The organism is Symbiopectobacterium sp. RP, from assembly GCF_050472005.1.
Lineage (GTDB): Bacteria > Pseudomonadota > Gammaproteobacteria > Enterobacterales > Enterobacteriaceae > Symbiopectobacterium.
In genome coordinates this window covers 427981-449110 of the sequence record NZ_JBGOGS010000001.1, presented here as the reverse complement: position 1 = coordinate 449110, position 21130 = coordinate 427981, and the positions used below count along the sequence as shown (strand labels likewise).

At 49.0% G+C, this 21130-nt stretch carries 15 protein-coding genes and 10 pseudogenes; 13 read left to right on the top strand and 12 right to left on the bottom strand.

The features are described from left to right. Window positions 1-4 precede the first annotated feature (4 nt). From prc to ACD630_RS02775, 9 genes and pseudogenes are all read left to right on the top strand, one after another. Window positions 5-2044 carry a carboxy terminal-processing peptidase gene (gene prc, locus ACD630_RS02815; protein WP_430358050.1) on the top strand — a complete coding sequence of 680 codons (2040 nt, stop codon included), beginning with the start codon at window positions 5-7 and terminating at the stop codon, window positions 2042-2044. Window positions 2045-2203: 159 nt separating this feature from the next. Then, on the top strand, window positions 2204-3244 hold the full coding sequence (locus ACD630_RS02810) for an IS481 family transposase (RefSeq protein WP_430358049.1): 1041 nt from the start codon (window positions 2204-2206) through the stop codon (window positions 3242-3244). 131 nt (window positions 3245-3375) lie between these two features. Continuing rightward, window positions 3376-3636, top strand: a pseudogene (locus ACD630_RS02805) (IS110 family transposase); the annotation flags it as partial. Between the two features lie 75 nt (window positions 3637-3711). Beyond that, a pseudogene (locus ACD630_RS02800) lies at window positions 3712-4635 on the top strand (IS5 family transposase). A 55-nt stretch (window positions 4636-4690) separates the two neighbouring features. Then, window positions 4691-5443 (top strand): annotated as a pseudogene (locus tag ACD630_RS02795) (IS110 family transposase); the annotation flags it as partial. A 573-nt stretch (window positions 5444-6016) separates the two neighbouring features. Then, a complete protein-coding gene (locus ACD630_RS02790; RefSeq protein WP_430358048.1) occupies window positions 6017-6265 on the top strand; it encodes a FeoA family protein in 249 nt (82 codons plus the stop codon). A 20-nt stretch (window positions 6266-6285) separates the two neighbouring features. Then, complete coding sequence (locus ACD630_RS02785; RefSeq protein ID WP_430358047.1) at window positions 6286-6543, top strand: FeoA family protein; 258 nt, start codon at window positions 6286-6288, stop codon at window positions 6541-6543. Window positions 6544-6624: 81 nt separating this feature from the next. Beyond that, window positions 6625-8946, top strand: coding sequence for a Fe(2+) transporter permease subunit FeoB (gene feoB, locus ACD630_RS02780; protein WP_430358046.1), 2322 nt, complete (start codon window positions 6625-6627; stop codon window positions 8944-8946). Between the two features lie 30 nt (window positions 8947-8976). Next, a complete protein-coding gene (locus tag ACD630_RS02775) occupies window positions 8977-9198 on the top strand; it encodes a FeoC-like transcriptional regulator (protein ID WP_430358045.1) in 222 nt (73 codons plus the stop codon). A 48-nt stretch (window positions 9199-9246) separates the two neighbouring features. On the opposite strand, the gene potD is transcribed toward ACD630_RS02775, so the two are convergent. From potD to potA, 4 genes are read right to left on the bottom strand one after another with little or no spacing between them, the layout of a single operon-like run. Continuing rightward, a complete protein-coding gene (gene potD / locus ACD630_RS02770; RefSeq protein ID WP_430358044.1) occupies window positions 9247-10290 on the bottom strand; it encodes a spermidine/putrescine ABC transporter substrate-binding protein PotD in 1044 nt (347 codons plus the stop codon). A gap of 11 nt (window positions 10291-10301) precedes the next feature. Next, a complete protein-coding gene (gene potC, locus ACD630_RS02765) occupies window positions 10302-11102 on the bottom strand; it encodes a spermidine/putrescine ABC transporter permease PotC (protein ID WP_430358043.1) in 801 nt (266 codons plus the stop codon). After that, a complete protein-coding gene (potB, locus tag ACD630_RS02760) occupies window positions 11099-11959 on the bottom strand; it encodes a spermidine/putrescine ABC transporter permease PotB (RefSeq protein ID WP_430358042.1) in 861 nt (286 codons plus the stop codon). The genes potC and potB overlap by 4 nt, the downstream gene beginning before the upstream one ends. After that, window positions 11943-13064 carry a spermidine/putrescine ABC transporter ATP-binding protein PotA gene (gene potA, locus ACD630_RS02755; protein ID WP_430359864.1) on the bottom strand — a complete coding sequence of 374 codons (1122 nt, stop codon included), beginning with the start codon at window positions 13062-13064 and terminating at the stop codon, window positions 11943-11945. Before potA ends, potB begins: the two co-directional genes overlap by 17 nt. A 526-nt stretch (window positions 13065-13590) precedes the next feature. Here potA and ACD630_RS02750 point away from each other — a divergent pair. Next, window positions 13591-13776: pseudogene (locus tag ACD630_RS02750) on the top strand (peptidase T); the annotation flags it as partial. Between the two features lie 11 nt (window positions 13777-13787). On the opposite strand, the pseudogene ACD630_RS02745 reads toward ACD630_RS02750, so the two are convergent. Further along, window positions 13788-14326: pseudogene (locus ACD630_RS02745) on the bottom strand (IS5 family transposase); the annotation flags it as partial. A 13-nt stretch (window positions 14327-14339) separates the two neighbouring features. On the opposite strand from ACD630_RS02745, the gene ACD630_RS02740 reads away from it, so the two are divergent. Both ACD630_RS02740 and ACD630_RS02735 read left to right on the top strand, forming a co-directional pair. Then, window positions 14340-14483 (top strand): hypothetical protein, encoded by a 144-nt coding sequence (locus ACD630_RS02740; protein ID WP_430358041.1) that lies wholly within the window; start codon window positions 14340-14342, stop codon window positions 14481-14483. 195 nt (window positions 14484-14678) lie between these two features. Next, window positions 14679-15704, top strand: a pseudogene (locus ACD630_RS02735) (IS630 family transposase). Window positions 15705-16326: 622 nt separating this feature from the next. Here the strand turns inward: ACD630_RS02735 and ACD630_RS02730 are convergent. From ACD630_RS02730 to ACD630_RS02710, 5 genes and pseudogenes are all read right to left on the bottom strand, one after another. Beyond that, a complete protein-coding gene (locus tag ACD630_RS02730) occupies window positions 16327-16659 on the bottom strand; it encodes a hypothetical protein (RefSeq protein ID WP_430358040.1) in 333 nt (110 codons plus the stop codon). Between the two features lie 346 nt (window positions 16660-17005). Then, window positions 17006-17639, bottom strand: a pseudogene (locus ACD630_RS02725) (amino acid permease); the annotation flags it as partial. Between the two features lie 253 nt (window positions 17640-17892). Continuing rightward, on the bottom strand, window positions 17893-18123 hold the full coding sequence (locus ACD630_RS02720) for a hypothetical protein (RefSeq protein ID WP_430358039.1): 231 nt from the start codon (window positions 18121-18123) through the stop codon (window positions 17893-17895). A 1-nt stretch (window position 18124) separates the two neighbouring features. Then, window positions 18125-18361 (bottom strand): hypothetical protein, encoded by a 237-nt coding sequence (locus tag ACD630_RS02715; RefSeq protein WP_430358038.1) that lies wholly within the window; start codon window positions 18359-18361, stop codon window positions 18125-18127. Window positions 18362-18471: 110 nt separating this feature from the next. Then, complete coding sequence (locus ACD630_RS02710; protein ID WP_430358037.1) at window positions 18472-19512, bottom strand: IS481 family transposase; 1041 nt, start codon at window positions 19510-19512, stop codon at window positions 18472-18474. 75 nt (window positions 19513-19587) lie between these two features. Between ACD630_RS02710 and ACD630_RS02705 the strand changes: the two are divergent. Next, window positions 19588-19860: pseudogene (locus tag ACD630_RS02705) on the top strand (LysR family transcriptional regulator); the annotation flags it as partial. Between the two features lie 30 nt (window positions 19861-19890). Here the strand turns inward: ACD630_RS02705 and ACD630_RS02700 are convergent. Next, a pseudogene (locus ACD630_RS02700) lies at window positions 19891-20094 on the bottom strand (IS256 family transposase); the annotation flags it as partial. A 52-nt stretch (window positions 20095-20146) separates the two neighbouring features. Continuing rightward, window positions 20147-21070 (bottom strand): annotated as a pseudogene (locus ACD630_RS02695) (IS5 family transposase). Window positions 21071-21130 lie beyond the last annotated feature (60 nt).

Sequence of the window (21130 nt, the reverse complement as noted above, 5' to 3'; positions counted from 1 at the left end):
GGGCATGAACACATTAATCCGAATGACGGTGCTTGCTGCCGCATTGCTCGCAGGCGCAGGCGTGAGCGTGGCTAAAGAAGCACCTGTCTCGCGCAGTGAGATGATCACGCGTGCAGATCAGATTCCCCAACTGCACCAGGAACTTCAGCATGCCACCGAGAGCAATCGCATTACATTGCGTTTCTTACGCTCGCACTACCGGCAGATAGCGCTCGATGAACAATTTTCCGAGAAAATTTTCAACCGCTATCTCAACATGCTGGACTACAGCCATAACGTGCTATTGGCCTCCGATATCGCCGAATTTGCCAATCAAAAAGGGCAGTTGGGTGAAGACCTGAAAGGCGGCAAACTGGACGTGCCCTATGCGCTCTACAATCTGGCGCAAAAACGCCGTTTCGAGCGCTTGCAATATGCCCTCTCCGTATTAGAGAAACCCATTGATCTCACAGGAACAGACACCATTGAGTTGGATCGCAGCAAATCGCCGTGGCCACAAAATGTCGGTGAGCTGAACCGCCTGTGGGATGCCAAAGTGAAATATGACTGGCTGACGTTAAAACTCACCAGTAAAGATGATAAAGAGATCAAGGAAACGCTCACCAAGCGTTACCAGTTTGCCATCCGTCGTTTGGCGCAGAGCAACAGTGAAGACGTTTTTCAACTGGTGATGAATGCGTTTTCGCGAGAAATGGATCCCCATACCGGCTATTTATCACCGCGTAATACGGAACAGTTTAACACTGACATGAGCCTTTCTCTGGAAGGTATCGGTGCAGTGTTGCAAATGGATGATGATTACACGGTCATAAACTCCATGGTGGCGGGTGGCCCGACGGCAAAAAGTAAAAGTATCACTGTTGGCGATCGCATTGTCGGCGTCGGACAAAACGGCAAACCGATGGTAGAAGTGATCGGTTGGCGGCTTGATGACGTGGTGGCGTTGATTAAAGGTCCCAAAGGCAGCAAGGTGCGGCTTGAAATTTTGCCCGGTGGCAAAGGCACCAAAACCAAAACGGTCACTTTGACCCGTGAGCGTATTCGTCTGGAAGATCGCGCGGTGAAAATGTCGGTTAAAACCGTGGGCAAAGAGACCATCGGGGTGCTAGATATTCCCAGTTTTTACGTGGGCTTGACGGATGACGTCAAAGTGCAATTGCAAAAGCTGGAAAAACAGAATGTCAGCAGCATTGTGATTGACCTGCGTGGCAACGGTGGCGGTGCGCTGACTGAAGCGGTAGGGCTTTCCGGTCTGTTCATTCCCAGCGGCCCTGTGGTGCAAATCCGTGACAACAACGGCAAGGTGCGTGAAGACAGCGATACCGATGGCGTGGTCTACTATAAAGGTCCGCTGGTCGTGCTGGTCGATCGTTTCAGTGCGTCGGCATCAGAGATTTTCGCTGCCGCCATGCAGGACTATGGCCGTGCATTGATTGTGGGTGAACCAACCTTTGGTAAAGGCACGGTGCAACAGTATCGCTCCTTGAACCGTATTTACGATCAGATGCTGCATCCGGCGTGGCCGGGATTAGGTTCCGTCTCCTACACCATTCAGAAGTTCTACCGTATTGATGGCGGCAGCACGCAGCTGCGCGGTGTCACGCCGGATATTCTGATGCCGACGGGCACAGAGGCAGTTGAAATCGGTGAGAAATTTGAAGATAACGCCTTGATCTGGGACAGCATCAATGCGGCACGCTATGGCAAGCTGGGGGATCTGAAATCCTATATCAGTGCGCTGAAAGAGCAGCACCAGTCGCGTATTGCCAAAGATCCTGAGTTCCAATATATCATTCAGGATGTTGCCCGTTACAACGCCAATAAAGAGAAACGTAATATCGTTTCCCTTAATTACGCACAGCGTGAAAAAGAGAATAACGACGACGAAGCATTACGTTTGAATCGTCTTAACGAACGTTTCAAACGCGAAGGTAAAAAACCACTGAAATCTCTGGATGATTTACCCAAGGATTATCAGGCTCCGGATGCCTATCTGGAAGAAACGGTGCATATTGCCAGCGATCTGTCGCACAGCGTGAAATAGCCTCACGCCACGCAGTACCGCCCCTTGTCAGCCTAACGGTTGACAGGGGGCTTAATGTGTATTAGTCGCGACTAGATCTGACACTGGACCTTGAAAGGTTGAGAGTTACCGGTTTTGATATGGGTGTCTAATCCTTAAACAAAACGCGAGGTAACTCTCATGCTTCATACTAACAATCCCATTATCAAACACAAAGCCGGCCTGCTCAATCTCGCCGAAGAACTCGGTAACGTATCAAAAGCCTGCAAGAGCATGGGCGTGTCACGCGATACATTTTACCGTTATCAGGAACTGGCTGCTGAAGGCAGCATTGATGCGCTGGTTAACCAGAACCGCCGGGTTCCGAACCTGAAGAACCGCGCCGACGAAACCACTGAACGCACGGTTGTTGATTATGCTATTGAGTTCCCGCCCCATGGGCAGCACCGGACCAGTAATGAGCTGCGTAAAAAAGGCGTGTTTATCTCCGGCAGCGGCGTGCGCTCCATCTGGCAACGACACGACCTGGAGAACTTCCGTAAACGCCTGAAGGCGCTTGAGGAAAAGGTCGCCAGAGAAGGCATTGTCCTTACCGACGCTCAAATCGCAGCCCTGGAGAAGAAGGCGCACGATGATGAGGCCTGCGGTGAAATCGAGACGGCACATCCCGGGTATCTGGGTTCGCAGGACACCTTCTACGTGGGCAATCTGAAGGGGGTGGGCCGTATCTACCAGCAGACGTTCGTGGATACGTACTCGAAAGTGGCACACTGCAAGCTGTATACGAATAAAACACCACTCACCGCCGCCGACCTGCTCAATGATAGCGTACTCCCGTTCTACGAGGCTCAGGGACTGCCGGTGCTGAGAATACTGACCGACAGGGGTACGGAGTACTGTGGTAAAGTGGAGCAGCATGATTATCAGCTTTATCTGGCTATCAACGATATCGAGCATACGAAAACGAAGGCGATGTCTCCGCAGACGAACGGCATCTGCGAGCGCTTCCATAAAACCATTTTGCAGGATTTTTATCAGGTTACGTTCCGCAAGAAGTTATATGGAGACCTGGAAAGTCTGCAGGTAGATCTGGACAACTGGTTGTGGCATTACAATACTGAGCGAACTCATCAGGGAAAAATGTGCTGCGGGCGTACGCCGATGGCCACTTTACTCGATGGAAAACGGATCTGGGCAGAAAAGGATCTGAACCAGATGTAATCTGACAGACACCTGTATAAATAATCGGTAACTGTCAGCTCAGGTCTGAGCTAGTACACTTAATGAGATGGTCACCCCCACCCTGTGAGCGGTACGCTAACAGGGTGTTTTTCTTTCTGAAGGGGATCATCATGCAAAACGTTACGCTTATTGGTATCGATCTCGGTAAACATTCCTTCCACGTTCACTGTCAGAACGAAAAAGGTCATGCGCTGCTGCGTAAAAAGTTTTCCCGCACTCAGCTGATTCATTTTCTTGCATCCTGCAAGTCGGCGATCGTGGTGATGGAGTCCTGCGGCGGTGCACACTTCATGGCTCGCCGAGTCGCTGATTTAGGCCATGAGGCAAAGTTGATTTCCCCACAGTTCGTTCGCCCTTTTGTTAAGAGTAACGGCTTTGTTGAATAAATAGAACTTTTGGGTAATCATCGGAGCAGATCAACACAGTTGTTTCAAAATCAGGTCTCCATGGCAAAACAAAATTTTAAAATCACCAACTGGCCCTCTTATAACAAGGCCCTCAAGCAGCGCGGTTCTCTAACCGTATGGCTAGATGAATCAGCCATTGCTGCATGGACGGAAAAAAACACTACTGAACGGCGTGGACGACCGCTCCACTACTCAGATATGACCATCACCACAGTCCTGATGATGAAACGCGTGTTTGGCCTTTCATTGAGGGCTTTACAGGGCTTTGGTGACTCGATTTTTAAACTGATTAAATTGTCGCTCTATTGTCCAGACTATTCGCTGCTCAGCAAGCGAGCAAAGACAGTGAACATCAGCATAAAAACGCCAACCCGTGGTGAAATCTCACATCTGGTCATTGATGGAACCGGCCTGAAGGTCTTTGGCGAAGGTGAATGGAAAGTCCGGCAGCATGGTGTCGACAGAAGCAGGGTATGGCGTAAGCTGCACCTGGCAGTAGACAGTGTGACGCATAAGATTATCTGTGCGGATTTGTCGCTCAGTGGTATGACTGATGCCCAAGCTCTACCGGCGCTGATAAACCAGACCCACCGGAAAATCAGAGAGGCATCGGCTGACGGCGCTTAGGATACAGTTTACTACTATGATGCTCTGCTGAGGAAGAAAATAAGGCCGCTTATCCCGCCACGAAGGGGGGCGCAATATTGGCAAGATCGCTACCACGAGCGTAACCACGCTGTTGCAAATCAGCGCATTAGCGGTAGTAACGCTATCTGGAAAAAGAAAGTGGGCTATCACCGGCGCTCAGTGGCTGAAACGGCCATGTTCCGGTTCAAAAAGCTTCTGGGTGGTCATCTAAGTCTGAGAGACTACGATGGTCAGGTGGGTGAAGCCATGGCCATGGTCAAAGCGCTTAACCTGATCACGCTATTAGGAATGCCGAACAGTATTCGCATCACGTAACAATCGACCCGTATGGGGCGCAGTCGTTACAAGTTCTGATTTATTCAACAAAGCCAAGAGTAACAAGAACGATTTTGTTGATGCAGAAGCTATCTGCGAAGCAGCTTCCCGGCCCTCCATACGCTTTGTAAAACCCCGCACGGAAGACCAGCAGGCAATGGCTGCCCTACATCGGGTCCGTGGCTCGCTGATACGGCAACGCGTTAAAACCACCAACCAGATGCACGCTTTTTTACTGGAGTTCGGTGTCAGTCTGCCTCGCGGTATTGCCGTGATACGGCGTCTGGCCGCGGTGCTGGAAGAAAATGTCTTCCCACTTTATTTGGCAAGGGTTCTGAGCAGACTTCACAGCCAGTATATTTACCTCAACGGGGAAATTGATGAAATCGATAAGGAACTGAAAACCCACCTTGCGGAGGATGAAACTGCCCAACGCCTGCTGACCATTCCCGGCGTCGGGCCGATAACAGCGAGCCTGTTAGCCACCCCCCTGGGGGATGGTAAAAACCATGCCAGCAGCCGTGATTTTGCGGCTTCGACAGGGCTGGTTCCCCGCCAGTACAGCACGGATGGGAAGACGACACTGATGGGCATCAGCAAGCGGGGTGACAAGAATCTGCGACGGCGGCTGGTGCAATGCGCGCGGGTGTTTATGCAGCGGCTGGAACACAACCCAGGGCGTCTGGCAGAGTGGGTTAAAAAGCAGCTTGTCAGCCATCACTCGAATGTGGTGGCGTGTGCGCTGGCGAACAAACTTGCGCGGATAGCCTGGGCGGTGACAGTCCATCAGGCGGCGTTCAGCAAATAAAAGAGCCACCGAAAAAAATCGCTGGCTCACTGAGTTATAGCCAACCGACTTAAAAATGATTACAGCCAATGCCCTGATATGTGGAAAAAAATACAGCTAATTGTTATCAAAATAATGTCGCTTGGCTATAACAGATTACTTTCTGGTTTTGCGACGACAGATAATTGATGACATGAACGGCATATCGGCCTGCTGATGAACCTGACATAAAAAATGGCTCTATGAAGCCGAGGGCTTTTTAAGGTTCGGCAGGTGCGGAACTCATCGTGGCGCGGGCATTAAATGCCCACCAGACGCCGAATAGATTTACGCAAGCCCATCATAAATCAAAATCTGTGTTGCAAAAACGGGGGTGAGCATAGATTTTTTTTAGCGTTTTCTGATGCTTTTATTCACCATTGAAGCAGGAATGAGCGATATTTAATTTTTGTTTGATATAAATCAAGTAGACTTATACCTGTGCATTTATAATTGATAATCGTTATTAGTTTTGTTTGTTTTCTGAGTAGTTACAGCCATTATACCGCGTGAATTCACTCAAGGATTCTGCGGTTTCTCTTTGAGAGCCCAACTATGACGCTAGGTCTACACACTCTTCTTGATATTCCCCTCAATATCAGCGCAGTGGTTGCGCGAATTCGCCTCAGCGGTGAGTACCACCAACGTTTACTGGAGTTAGGTATTCGTGTCGGGGGTGAGATTCGGGTTATTCAGCGTGAAGTAAACCAGCCGTTGATGCTGGTTGCGGGCGACGGTCGTATCGCGATTAATTGGGATATGGGCAAGCAGGTTTGGGTGGCACCGCAGGTTACCCAAGGTTGATGCCATCAGGCAGCAACAGGGTGGCATTAATTCAACGAGGAGTGGTATTCATGACAGAGGCCGTATTTCCCGTAGGCAGTTCTTGGCGTGTGCAAGGTTATCAAAAAGGATCAACGGATTACCGTAAGCGCTTGCTGGCGTTAGGGGTGACACCGGGGGTGATCTTCACGGTCACTCGGGTAGCGCCGTTGGGCGATCCTATCGAATTGCGTTTGCGTGGCGCTGCTATCAGCGTGCGCAAGAGTGAAGCACAAATATTGATCCTGGAACCGTGCTGATTTTCAGGATCTGTATTTGCTAGGTATGTGGATTGCAAGGCATGCCTGCCTGATAATAGCTCGTTTGAGTAAGGAACCGTTATGGTCACTCATCCCGTCATTGGTGTTGTTGGCAACCCCAATTGTGGCAAAACCACCCTGTTCAACCTGCTGACAGGGGGAAAACAAACGGTGGGGAATTGGCCAGGGGTCACCGTCGAGAAAAAGGTCGGTCAGTGCCTCTACAAAGGTCAACGCTTCACGCTGGTCGATCTTCCCGGCGTCTACTCGCTCAATCCGGCTTCGGAAAGCGCGGAGGATGAGCGCGTCGCGCGCGATTATATCCTCTCCGGCGAAGCACATTTGGTGCTAAATATTCTTGATGCGGCCAATCTTGAGCGCAACCTGTATCTGACGGCGCAGTTGCTGGACATGAATGTGCCCATGATCGTTGCGGTGAACATGATGGATATCGCCTCTTCGCGCAAGCTGGAGATCGATATTGCCGCTCTGCAAAACCGGCTAGGTTGCCCCGTTATCCCCATCACCGCCAGCCAAAACAAAGGGATGGATGTGTTGCGCCAGGTGTGCCTGTCCGCGCTGGCGGACATTCGTTCACCCAACGTTGAAGTGCCTTACGATGCGCCGCTGAAAAATGCCGCGGTGCAAATGGCGTTGCGTTTAGCGGACATTCCAAACGTAACCCATCCGTATTGGTTAGCGCTGCAATTGCTGGAAGGGGATACTACGGTTCGCACTCGCATACCGGCACCCTTGTTGACAGAGATGGATGCACAGGTTGCCACGCTTACAGAAACCTATGACGATGAACTGGATATCTTCCTTGCCGATGGACGTTATCAGTTTGTCTCCTCCATCGCCAATCAGGTGGTGATTCGCCGCAGCAATGTCTCTGCGACGCTCACTGATAAAATTGACCGTGTGGTTCTGAATCGCTTTTTCGGTATTCCGATCTTCCTGCTGGTAATGTACCTGATGTTTATCTTCACCATCAAGGTGGGGAGTGCGTTTATCGACTTTTTCGATCAGTTTGTCGGCGCGCTGCTGGTGGATGGGTCAGGAACGCTGCTGCGCGCTATTGGCACGCCTGAGTGGCTGGCGACGCTGGTGGCTGATGGCATTGGTGGAGGGATTCAAACGGTTTCCACCTTTGTTCCGGTTATCGGTTGCCTCTATCTGTTCCTCTCCTATCTTGAAGATTCCGGGTACATGGCGCGCGCGGCGTTTGTTATGGACCGCTTCATGCGCAGCATTGGGCTTCCAGGGAAAGCGTTCGTGCCCTTGATTGTCGGCTTTGGTTGTAATGTGCCCTCTGTTATGGCCACGCGTACCATGGAAAAGCACAGCGATCGCATCGTTACGGTGATGATGGCCCCCTTTATGTCGTGCGGAGCGCGTTTACCTGTCTATGTGCTGTTTGCGACGGCATTGTTCACCAGTGGTGGGCAAAACTTGGTGTTCGGACTTTATCTGGTGGGTATTTTTGCCGCTATCGCCACTGGCTTTATGCTGAAAAATACTGCGTTACAAGGCGATGCCTCTGCGTTCGTCATGGAGATCCCGCCATACCATTTGCCAGGACTGCGCAGCGTGCTAATTCGTACTTGGGATCGGCTTAAGGGTTTTATTCTGCGTGCAGGCAAACTGATTGTCGTGGTCGTTACCGTGCTCAGCTTTTTCAATTCCATGGGGACCGACGGTTCGTTTGGTAATCAGGACAGTGATAAATCAGTGCTTTCTTCCATCGGTCAGAAAATTGTTCCGGTGTTCGCGCCGATGGGGATAAAAGCAGAAAACTGGCCTGCTGCTGTCGGTGTTTTTACCGGTATTTTTGCCAAAGAAGCGGTGGTGGGTACACTGGATTCACTGTATGGCGCGATGGCTGATAGGCAATCAGGTGAGCAGGAAGAGGACGCACCGTTTAATCTGGGCGAAAGCGTTGTTGCCGCACTGGCAACCATTCCAGATAATTTTGCCAAACTTGGTGGAGAGCTCCTCGATCCGCTGGGCATCAATGTTGGCGATTTAAGCGATACCGCCGCCGTAGCGGAACAGAATGAATTTTCCGTCTCATCGCTGGATATCATTGCGCACCTGTTCGATGGCCGCTTAGGCGCGGTGGCCTACTTGCTGATGGTTTTGCTGTATGTGCCTTGCGTCGCAGCATTGTCAGCTATCTGGCGCGAAGTGGGCACTGCATGGGCGTTGTTCTGTTTTGTGTGGACGATAGAGCTGGGCTATGGCGCTGCGGTACTGGTGTATCAAGCGGGGCGGTTTGCTAACCATCCCCTTTATTCTGCCTCTGCCATTGGTGCTGTGCTGGCAGTGTGGGCGATTACCGTATTTTTCCTGCGCCGCAATGGCAATCTGAGGCAGCAATCTGAGGTGGTGCGTGCAGCGTAAACCCATGGCCGTACGAATCCGGAGGACGAAATGACACTGATTGAACTGCGCAATTTCGTGAGGCAAAGACAACGCGTTTCGTTGCAAGAGATCAGCCAACGCTTCCATGTAGAAACCGGTGTGGTTGAAGGCATGATAGCTATCTGGGTCCAGAAGGGAAAAATTAGCAGTCACGAAAATGCCAGTGGCGGTTGTAGTGGCTGCTGTTCCTGCGAGAAAGGGCTGCGGTTTTACTACGAGTGGGTAGGGTAACGATTTATCATAAAGGGCTAGCCGCGCTATGCGGCTAGCTCTTGCGCATTAACGGCCGACTTTCAGCTGTTGAAAATAGTTTTCATACAGCGTGCTGGCGCTACCAACATCATTTTGCCATTCCCCTTTCTGAATGGTTTCTTCATCAGGGTAGAGGGTCTTGTCATTTGCCACCTCAGCAGGCAGTAATTTTTTCGCTGCCAGATTGGGCGTCGGGTAACCGATGGTTTCAGCAACCTTTGCTGCCACATCCGGGCGCAACAAGAAGTCGATGAGCTTCATGGCACCCTCTTTGTTCTTGGCGTTGGCGGGGATTGCCAAACTGTCCATCCAGAAAATGCCACCTTCTTTTGGCCAGATAACGTTGAGCGTTGTTCCTGACTGGCGGGCAATGTAAGCAGAGCCGTTCCAGATCATACCCAGATTGACTTCACCTTCGATAAACGGATTCCCGGGGTTATCGGAGTTAAAGGCCAGCACGTTCGGCATCAGCGTCTTTAATTCGTTATATGCAGCTTCTATCTCTTTCGGATCGGTGGTATTAGCCGAGTAGCCGAGTTTGCGTAATGCAATCTGGAACACTTCACGGGCATCGTCGGTCAGCAACAGACTGCCCTTATACTTTGCATCCCAAAAATCACCCCAGCCGGTCACTGTTGCCGGGTCGATGGCATCACGGTTGATGCCGATAGCGGTGGCTCCCCAGATGTAGGGAATGGAGTATTCGTTGTTCGGGTCGAAGGATTTGTGCAGCAGACTAGGATCAAGATTGTGGAAATTGCTCAGTTTGCTGGTATCAATCTTTTGCAGCATCCCTTCTTTGCTCATTTTGGACACGAAATAGGTCGAAGGCACCACCAAATCATAAGTACCATCCTGATAGGTCTTCAGCTTGGCATACATGCTTTCGTTGGATTCGTAGGTGGAGTAAATCACCTTGATGCCCGTTTCCTTGGTGAACTGTTCCAGCAAACCGGGGGGGACATACTCTGTCCAGTTATAGAAATAGATCGTCTTGTTATCCTTCGCATTGGCGGCATTCAGGCTGAGCGCCATGGCGCACGCGGCCAGCAGGTAGGGCAATTTTTTCACAATAAACCTCCTTAACGTCCCAAAGGTTGGAATGATGATTTTTTGGTGCGATCCCGCAGTATTAACTGACTGCTAAGCACCAGCAGTAACGATAACAACAGCAAAATGGTGGCCAGCGCGTTGACTTCGGGTGAAACACCCACTTTGACCATGGAATAGATTTTCAGCGGCAAGATTTCATAAGAAGGACCCGTGACAAAGGATGATACCACCACATCATCCATGGACAGGGTAAAGCTCAGCAACCAACCGGCGGCAACGGCAGGCATCGCAAGGGGCAGAATAATCTTGCGTAGTATGATGATTTCACTGGCCCCTAAATCTCGAGCGGCTTCCAGCATTCGAATATCAAACCCTTTCAAACGCGAATACACCGTGACCACGACAAACGGCAGGCAGAACGTAATGTGCGAAAACAGCAGCGACCAGAATCCGAGCGAAATCCCGAGCAGCATAGACAGTACCAGCAGGGAGATAGCCATGACGATATCTGGCGACATCATCACCACAAACAGCATGCCGCTGACAAAGGGCTTACCGCGAAAGTGATAACGGTAAAGTGCCACGGCGGTGAGCGAGCCGATCGCCGTGGCAAACGTGGCGGAAAATACCGCCATCGTCAGTGAATGGCTGGCAGCCTGGAGCAGGCTGTCGTTGTTTAACAGCAGGCGATACCACTCAAGGGTAAATCCTTGCCAGTTAATGCCAAAACGCGCCTGATTAAATGAATTCACAATCAGAATCAGGATCGGAATATACAGATAGGCGTAGATCAGGCTCATAAAGCCGCCGCGCAATAAACGTCCCATCATTCCAGATCCACCTTTTTATTCAATAAACGGGCTGCGCGGTAGTACACAAACAGCATCAGGCCCATAACCAACGTCAGACAAATGCTGGTGGCCGCGCCAAAGGGCCAATCGCGAATATTCAGGAATTGGCTCTTTATCACGTTGCCAATTAGCAGGTTTTTCGCACCTCCCATCAGGTCAGCCACGAAAAATAGCCCCATCGCAGGCAGCAGTACCAGCAGGCAGCCCGCAATAATGCCGGGCATGGTCAGCGGGATCACAATGCGGATGAACGACTGCCACTTGTTGGCCCCCAGATCCTGTGCCGCTTCCAGATACGCGTTGTCGAGTTTTTCAATGCTGGAGTAGAGTGGCAACACCATGAACGGCAGCAGGATATAGACCAGACCTAACACCACCGCCTGTGAGGTGTACATAATGCGCAGCGGATCGTCGATAATCCCAGTCCATAACAGAAACTCGTTTAGGTAGCCTCGTGTGCTCAGGAAAATTTTCAATCCGTAGGTACGAATCAACGAGTTGGTCCAGAACGGGACAATCAGTAGGAACAGTAGCAGCGGTCGTATTTTTTCCGGTAGCCGCGCCATGATGAAGGCAAAAGGGTAGCCAATCAGCAGGCAACATAACGTAGCGATGACCGCCATATTTAACGAATGCAGCAGCACCGAAGCGTACAGGGGATCGCTCAGCCGCGTATAGTTTTCCAGCGTGAACACCATAGTGATCAAGTCGGCATCATCGCGCGTCAAAAAGCTGGTGCCAATGATCATCAGGTTAGGAATGAACACAAACAGCATCAGCCAAGCAACGATGATGGTAATGATGATGTTTTGAAAACGTTTACGCGGTGGCTTCATCGTGCAGCACGACCTCCCAGCTCTCTACCCAGGTGATAGCCACCTTTTGGTTGAGTGAGTGATCGACATCGGGGTCATCTTCATTGAAGAACTCGCTGACCATCACCATTTTTCCGTTCTCCAGCTCAATGGTGGAGTCAAGCGTCATGCCCTTGTAGTTGCGTTCACGCACATAACCGATCATGCCTTCGACTGCACTGTCGTCATTAATTTCCTCTACGCGCAAATCTTCGGGGCGCAGCAGGACTTTTAATGATTGCCCAGTGCTCACCGGAAAATTGACAGTGATAGGGCAGACGCGGCCTTCAACCATAGACTGAACGCGACTCCCCTGTTCGGAGGCGATCACGGTAGCATCAAAAATGTTGATTTCACCAATAAAACTGGCAACGAACAGATTACAGGGTTCTTCGTAGATTTCTCGTGGTGTACCGTCTTGTTCAATTTTGCCGTCGCGCATCACCACGATGCGGTCTGACATGGTGAGCGCTTCTTCCTGATCGTGCGTAACAAAGATGAAGGTAATACCCAGCTTACGTTGCAGTGCTTTCAGTTCATTTTGCATTTGCTTACGCAGTTTGTAATCCAGAGCGGAAAGCGATTCATCCAGCAATAATACCTTGGGCTTGTTCACCACGGCACGGGCAATAGCGACACGCTGTTGCTGCCCACCAGACAGTTGATGCGGGCGACGCGTTGAAAACTCGTCCAACTGAACCATTTTCAAGGCGTCCATGACGCGAGGTGCGATCTCGGCAGACGGTGTTTTCTGCATTTTCAACCCGAAGGCGACATTGTCAAACACGCTAAGATGGGGAAATAGCGCATAGCTCTGAAATACCGTGTTGACGTAGCGCTGTTCGGCGGGCTGATGGGTAATGTCCTGCTGCTCAAGTAAAATGGCACCGTTATCGACATTTTCCAATCCGGCAATCAAACGCAGTACCGTGGTTTTTCCACAGCCGGAAGGGCCAAGAATGGTCAAGAACTCACCGTGATTAATGGTGAGATCGAAATGGGAGATGATGTCTTTGCCATCAAATCCTTTACGTACATCGCGCAGTTCAACAACCGGCACGGATGCGGAAGAAAGGTTTTCATTCATGGTGGTCTGGCTCAGTTTCCATCGTTGGTGCATGCATAGTATGTAAAGCGCTGCATGACCAAGGTTATCACCTTTGCGTGTATAGCCAAGCGACATTATTTTGATAACAATTAGCTGTATTTTTTTGCCACATATCAGGGCATTGGCTGTAATCATTTTTAAGTCGGTTGGCTACATAGCGTCGTTAGGGGGGCATTCTACGGGAAACCCCAGTGTACGCCAACTTATACGCGTACTCTTGCAACGAAGAAAGCCCGTTAATCATGAGATTAGCGATTCCGGTGTACCCCATGAGTGCTGAGATAAAAAGTTGTAATTATTATGTGCTGTTGACGTTAAAAAAATGCGACCGTGGCGCGAACAAAATAGCAGCGTAACGCCCTGGTTTTATGAATCCAATGATTTGTCCGTCCGCAAAAGGCGGTTTTGATGCATTCGCTGGCTAAGATGGTAAAAACTGACCTGACGCAATATTTGCCGGGAAAGCCATCAGCATAATATCCATCAGGGTTCAGGGGGCTGAAATATGGAAAAATTACTCGATCGGTTTTTAAATTATGTCACTTTTGATACGCAGTCTAAGCCGGGCGTAAGGCATGTGCCGAGCACGGAGGGTCAACTCAAGTTGGCGCTCGCCTTGCAGCAGGAACTGATAACGCTTGGATTCGATCAGGTTGCCCTGAGTGAGCATGGCTGTGTCATGGCGACACTAGGCTGTGTCCCTTAATTGCGTAACCGGCGGTAAAACAAGCGGATGCAGCCCAGTTTCACCATTGCTAGATAGTTTCTTGCCATTTTTTCATAACGTGTGGCGATCCGTCGATATTCCTTTAAACGGCCAAAACACCTTTCCACAACGTTGCGACGGCGATAAGCATCACGATCAAGTTGCGAGCGTCCATCTGAAGCCAGTTTTTCATTTGATTTTCGGGGAATAACCGTTTTCATCCCTCTTTTTTTCAACTCGTTACGTAGTGCATTCCCAGAGTAGGTTTTGTCAGCCAGTACTGCATGGCCACGACGCTTCATGCTGCCGTTCTGGCGTTGCACGCCAATTCCGTCCATGAGTCGTAACGCAAACAGGCTTTTGTGACCCTGCCCAGCACTCAGTACGATGTTTAGCGGGATGCCGCTTCCGTCAGTCGCCGTGTGGATTTTGGTGCCATAACCACCTCGTGAGCGACCCAGGCTATTATCGTTGGTAATATCGAGATGTTTTTTTGAGCGCCAGCCGCACATTTGAGCGCACGGATATTATAGCCAAACGACTTAAAAATGATTACAGCCAATGCCCTGATATGTGTCAAAAAAATACAGCTAATTGTTATCAAAATAATGTCGCTTGGCTATAGCAATGGTAAAACTGGGCTGCATCCGCTTGTTTTACCGCCGGTTACGCAATTAAGGGACACAGCCTAGTTACGCTACATGAAAAAACTTCTCGCGACGGATCGTGGATAAGTATCAGCAAACGAGCGCCAAACAACGCCCAAATAACCATACAAAAAGTAGTTTTTTAAATTTTAAATCGCCTTGTTTAATTATATTATTGATATACCCGTGATCATTGAAGATGCTTGATTTTACGCGGTAAGAAGATCATGCTCACCCACTATGAAGATATTTATTACCGACAAGCAAAAAGCCGAACTCGAACACCTTCATGACACCAGTCGTGATAAGCGTGTTTGTGATCGCATCAAAGCCGTCCTGGTGGCCTCCGAAGGCTGGAGCTCTGCGATGATTGCGCAAGCTCTGCGTCTGCACGAAACGACGGTAAACCAACATATCAACGATTACGTCAACACTCGCAAACTTAAACCTGAAAACGGTGGGTCTGCAAGTCGGCTTTGTGCTGAAAAGACTGCGCTCTTAATCAGCTAGTTATCTCAACATCTCTTCCATCATACCCACGACATCGTGGCTTATGTCGAACATCGCTGGGCTATCCGATTCAGTATTCCCGGCATGAACAAGTGGTTGCACCGTCATGGTTTCTCCTACAAAAAACCGGCGGGCGTCCCCCATAAATTCAGTGAAGAAAATCAGAAGCATTTCATTGAATATTATGAGAATTTAAAGAAAACAGCCGGCAATAAGCCGATTCTGTTTATCGATGTGGTTCATCCGACACAAGCCACAAAGCTCAGTTATGGATGGATACGAAAAGGGCATAAAAAGTCAGTTAAAACAACGGGAAGTCGAACCCGTCTGAATATACTGGGTGCGCTGAATCTGAGCGATATCGGCGGTACGGTTATTCAGGATTACAAAACAATTAATGACTACAACATTGCTCGTTTTTTCATTGAGATACGCAAACGTTACCCTGATTACCGACAGAGAATCCATGTAATACTGGACGGTGCGGGTTATCACCGAACCCAATTGATTAAGGATTGGGCCTTTGTCGTGAACATAGAGCTTCACTATTTACCGCCTTACAGTCCGAATCTGAACGCGATAGAACGCCTGTGGAAAGTGATGAATGAGCATACACGGAATAATCGCTATTTTGAAAACACCCGCGATTTTCGGGATGCAATATTCAATTTTTTCACCAATACGCTACCAGAAATAGCGGACTCGCTGACGTCCAGAATTCACGATTGTTTTCAGGTGCTCAAACCTGCATCTTGAGGTTTATTGGGTATAGAATGAAAACCACGCTGTCTTGTTTGATATTACTGCAAACTCAGTTGGATCTTTTTTTATTCATTATAGCCAATCGACATTATTTTGATAACAATTAGCTGTATTTTTTTGACACATATCAGGGCATTGGCTGTAATCATTTTTAAGTCGGTTGGCTATATCGCATAAGCAAAGCTGATGCAATTATCTTCGCCTAATTCTTTTTCTAAATGGTTTCTGATTGAAACGTTAGTTTCAGTATTATTGCAGAAAACATTTGGCATGTATTTTCTCCATTGCTGAGGCTTTGTTGAATAAACATATTTTATGCTGCACCCCCTGTGAAACGACAGATCCTCGAAACGTAAAATCATGCAGTTAGGGCTCATGAGAAAAGTGTACACCTGAGGTGACAAGCATTTTCAACCAAAACTGGCTTGAAAAACAGCATGACTCACTATTATTCAACAAAGCACATTGCTGAATAAAATTCTTGATAATCTATATCATAGACATGAGAACATGTTGTTACGGGGATTAAACGGAATGCTTTTGGCTGAATACGTAGACGTTACCCTGCTGTGAAGTATGTCTATAAAAAGAAAGGATTTCTATGGAATGTGAATATTTAGATGGGTATTATTTCATGGTGAAACTGTTGAATATGAAATTTTTTTGCTACTTTTAAAAGTAAATGGAGTGTATCTAAATTTCTAATTGGTTTTACTGAGCATGGACAACGATTGACAACATATCTGTTGTTCGCAATAATATGCAAAATTTTTCCCTGGTGTTGGCCAATTTGGCGTATGATCCTCTTCTGGAGGATCATTTTTTTTGACTCTATTCCCTCATTCTTACACTCTAACCATAATTCTTTTAATTTATTAATACCAGATGTACTAAAGTACAGTCTTACCCTAGCTTTGTTGAATAATAGGTAATCATGCTGTTTTTCCATGCCAGTTTTGGTTGAAAATGCTTGTCACCTCAGGTGTACACTTTTCTCATGAGCCCTAACTGCATGATTTTACGTTGCGAGGATCCGTCGTTTCACTGGGCTGCCAGCATAAAATCTATTTATTCAACAAAGCCTCTTACTCTGTGCTTTTGATTGCAACAATACCTATTGATGTGCTGCCAGTCATATTCACAACCCCTTCAAAACAGTCCGTTTTACTCTGATGGTAAAGTCACCTCCCCCCTCGTCATCCTCGGCGAAAGCTAGGGATCTCTGCGAAAATCTTCGGCAAGAGATTCCCGCTTTCGCGGGAATAACGGTGGAGGGAGGGCCGTTTTCATATTACTTATCGGGTGGTTGCGACCCGTTGTTTTTTCTGTTTCATGGCATAACTGATGCCAAGCACGACCAACCATACGGGAATCAGCAGAACGGAAATCTGAATCCCTAGAGTGATTAACATGATCACTAAAATGCAGGCCAGAAACAGCAGGCAAATATAGCCAACAGACTTAAAAATGATTACAACAGATACCCTGATATGCTGCAAAAAAGCATAGCTGGCTGTTATCAAAATAATGTCGGTTGGCTATATAATTGCCCAGCGGATAGAGCAGCGCTTTGAATTTAGTCTGCACGCCTTCCTACTCTTTGGCTTTGCGGAATTTCAGGCGCGCCAAGCTGATCATGGCCCAGTTTATCACCCGTGCAGACACCACCAATGCCATCAGGAGTTCGAACGCTTTGCCCGGAATCAGGTAATTGATCAGAACGCACAGCGCAGTGGCGGCGGCAGATATACCAATGGCAACAACGGGTACACCGCGTCTATCGACGGTTAACAGCGCTTTCGGGCCATTACCTTGCTTGGCAAGGCCGTAAAGCATACGGCTGTTACAGTACACGCAGCTGTTGTAGACTGATAATGCCGCTGTCAACACCACAATGTTGAGAATGGTTGCCACGGCATTACTGTCGAGGTTGGCTTTGTTGAATAATAGTGAGTCATGCTGTTTTGCCAAGCCAGTTTTGGTAGAAAATGCTTGTCACCTCAGGTTTACAGTTTTCTTATGAGGCCTAACTGCATGATTTTGCGTTGCGAGGATCTGTCGTTTCACCGGGGTGCAGCATAAAATATGTTTATTCAACAAAGCCGTCGAGGTTGTGGAAAATCATGACAAACGGGCTCCCCCCCTTCCAGGACCTTTCCCCAAGGACATAGGTATCTACACATCATAAAGGGTTAAAAACCACCATCGCGAAGTGGGCAAGTTTTTCCGGGGTATAGTCTGCTAATAAGGTCAAGGTATTTAGCAGGATGGATAGTCCGGCAAGCAGCGCTGGGGCGCTTTCTTTACGCCCTCGTTTTTGTTGTCGTCCAGATAATCGGCAAATTAACTGACGGGCTGCCGCATTGTCGTCTCCTTCAGCGCGTTGCAGCCGCCATACCAGCACACATGCCATGCTAGGCACCAGCACTGCGCTGAAGCCATTTTTCTACATCATGGTAGGCACCTTTCAGCAGCTTAAAAAAGGATTCAATACCCCAGCGCCAGTAATACCAGCGAGCGACTTCCGCGCTGGTGAGCTCGTTGCTAACGTTTGTGAGCAGCGTCCAGCGTCCGATAAATTTACCGTGAGTATCGGTAAGGCGAACCACAACTAATCTGAGTGTCAGAGCTACACCTAGCTGAACTTTCACTCGCCGTCCGGTGTTCTTGTCTTTCCGCTTCGCTTTTGCTGTTCGCGTTATGTGTACTAGCTCAGACCTGATCTGACAGTTACCGATTATTTATACAGGTGTCTGTCAGATTACATCTGGTTCAGATTCTTTTCTGCCCAGATCCGTTTTCCATCGAGTAAAGTGGCCATCGGCGTACGCCCGCAGCACATTTTTCCCTGATGAGTTCGCTCAGTATTGTAATGCCACAACCAGTTGTCCAGATCTACCTGCAGACTTTCCAGGTCTCCATATAACTTCTTGCCGAACGTAACCTGATAAAAATCCTGCAAAATGGTTTTATGGAAGCGCTCGCAGATGCTGTTCGTCTGCGGAGACATCGCCTTCGTTTTCGTATGCTCGATATCGTTGATAGCCAGATAAAGCTGATAATCATGCTGCTCCACTTTACCACAGTACTCCGTACCCCTGTCGGTCAGTATTCTCAGCACCGGCAGTCCCTGAGCCTCGTAGAACGGGAATACGCTATCATTGAGCAGGTCGGCGGCGGTGAGCGGTGTTTTATTCGTATACAGCTTGCAGTGCGCCACTTTCGAGTACGTATCCACGAACGTCTGCTGGTAGATACGGCCCACCCCCTTCAGATTGCCCACGTAGAAGGTGTCCTGCGAGGCCAGATACCCGGGATGTGCCGTCTCGATTTCACCGCAGGCCTCATCATCGTGCGCCTTCTTCTCCAGGGCTGCGATTTGAGCCTCGGTAAGGACAATGCCTTCTCTGGCGACCTTTTCCTCAAGCGCCTTCAGGCGTTTACGGAAGTTCTCCAGGTCGTGTCGTTGCCAGATGGAGCGCACGCCGCTGCCGGAGATAAACACGCCTTTTTTACGCAGCTCATTACAGGTCCGGTGCTGCACATGGGGCGGTAACTCAATAGCATAATCAACAACCGCGCGTTCAGTGGCTTCGTCGGCGCGGTTCTTCAGGTTCGGAACCCGGCGGTTCTGGTTAACCAGCGCATCAATGGCGCCTTCAGCAGCCAGTTCCTGATAACGGTAAAATGTATCGCGTGACACGCCCATGCTCTTGCAGGCTTTTGATACGTTACCGAGTTCTTCGGCGAGATTGAGCAGGCCGGCTTTGTGTTTGATAATGGGATTGTTAGTATGAAGCATGAGAGTTACCTCGCGTTTTGTTTAAGGATTAGACACCCATATCAAAACCGGTAACTCTCAACCTTTCAAGGTCCAGTGTCAGATCTAGTCGCGACTAATACATATAATCTGACGGAAGTCGCCAATTCACTGTTTACGTCTCAGTCGGGCGTGAGTCGCCATATCCGAGAACTGGAAGAAGAACTGGGCATCGAAATCTTTATTCGCCGCGGCAAACGACTGCTTGGCATGACCGAGCCATGCAAAGAATTACTGGTGGTCGCGGAACGTATTTTGAATGATGCCAACAACATTCGTCGTCTGGCTAATGTGTTCACCAATAACGATGTGGGTCAACTGGTGATTGCCAGAGTTATTAGCAAATCAGGTGTATGGCGATCAGGCTACGTTCCGCTCTGATGCTTCGTGAATCTGTTCTCCATCCTTAAATTGGACGTTGCTTACAACTAGGATCAGCAGGTCAAATCCTCTTAGTCGGTTCCAGCTTTTCTGAGCAGACTGGAGCAGCTTAAATACCATTGACAGGGTTGTTTCTCTCGAACCACCGTTCTTCGCGCGTCTGCTTCGTAGCCTCACAGTGGCTTTGTTGAATAAATCAGAACTTGTAACGACTGCGCCCCATACGGGTCGATTGTTACGTGATGAGAATACTGTTCGGCATTCCTAATAGCGTGATCAGGTTAAGCACTTTGACCATGGCCATGGCTTCACCCACCTGACCATCGTAGTCTCTCAGACTTAGATGACCACCCAGAAGCCTTTTGAACCGGAACATGGCCGTTTCAGCCACTGAGCGCCGGTGATAGCCCACTTTCTTTTTCCAGATATCGTTACTGCCGCTAATGCGCTGATTTGCAACAGCGGGGTTACGCTCGTGGTAGCGATCTTGCCAATATTGCGCCCCCCTTCGTGGCGGGATAAGCGGCCTTATTTTCTTCCTCAGCAGAGCATCATAGCAGTAAACTGTATCCTAAGCGCCGTCAGCCGATGCCTCTCTGATTTTCCGGTGGGTCTGGTTTATCAGCGCCGGTAGAGCTTGGGCATCAGTCGTACCACTGAGCGACAAATCCGCACAGATAATCTCATGCGTCACACTGTCTACTGCCAGGTGCAGCTTATGCCATACCCTGCGTCTGTCGGCACCATGCTGCCGGACTTTCCATTCGCCTTCGCCAAAGACCTTCGGGCCGGTTCCATCAATGACCAGATGTGAGATTTCACCACGGGTTGGCGTTTTTATGCTGATGTTCACTGTCTTTGCTCGCTTGCTGAGCAGCGAATAGTCTGGACAATGGAGTGACAATTTAATCAGTTTAAAAATCGAGTCACCAAAGCCCTGTAAAGCCCTCAATGAAAGGCCAAACACGCGTTTCATCATCAGGACTGTGGTGATGGTCATATCTGAGTAGTGGAGCGGTCGTCCACGCCGTTCAGTAGTGTTTTTTTCCGTCCATGCAGCAATGGCTGATTCATCTAGCCATACGGTTAGAGAACCGCGCTGCTTGAGGGCCTTGTTATAAGAGGGCCAGTTGGTGATTTTAAAATTTTGTTTTGCCATGGAGACCTGATTTTGAAACAACTGTGTTGATCTGCTCCGATGATTACCCAAAAGTTCTAT